Raw genomic sequence first — 560 nt, 5'->3', positions numbered from 1 at the left:
CTTGGTGTAGCGACCGGTTATACGCGTTCATCTTTGAATGGTGGCTCTGATACTTCAGCGGACAGCAATAATTTCCACCTGGCTGTTTATGGCAGCAAGCAGATTAATGCCTTGGCATTGCGTACCGGTGTTGCTTATAGCTGGCATCGCTTTGATACAAAACGTTCAGTGGCCTTTGGTAGCCAGTCCGATAATCTGAAAGCCAAATATGGGGCACAGACCGGGCAGCTATTTACTGAAGCCGCTTACGGCATGAACACCTCTTTGCTGGACTTAGAGCCGTTTGCCAACTTGTCTTATGCTAACTTCCGCAATAATGGGATGAATGAGCATGGTGGCGCAGCAGCCTTGAATGCTGACAAACAGTCAAAAAATGCCACTTTCTCGACCTTGGGTTTACGCGCCGCCAAAAAATGGCAGACTGAAAATGAACTTGCTGTAAGTTTGTATGGTGAATTGGGCTGGCAACATCAGTTTGGCAATATAGATCGCGGCACTAAATTAAGTTTCAGCAATAGCAATACCTCGTTCACACTTAATAGTGTTGCAGCCTCACGCGA

At 46.8% G+C, this 560-nt stretch carries 1 protein-coding gene; it reads left to right on the top strand.

Translation table 11 applies throughout. The features are described from left to right. On the top strand, positions 1 to 560 hold a 560-nt coding region (locus FE392_RS20000; protein WP_319931877.1), incomplete at both ends, for an autotransporter outer membrane beta-barrel domain-containing protein.

The sequence above is a fragment of the Xenorhabdus santafensis genome (genome assembly GCF_033949405.1).
Taxonomy (GTDB): Bacteria; Pseudomonadota; Gammaproteobacteria; order Enterobacterales; family Enterobacteriaceae; genus Xenorhabdus; species Xenorhabdus santafensis.
This window is presented reverse-complemented; position numbering and strand designations above follow the sequence as displayed.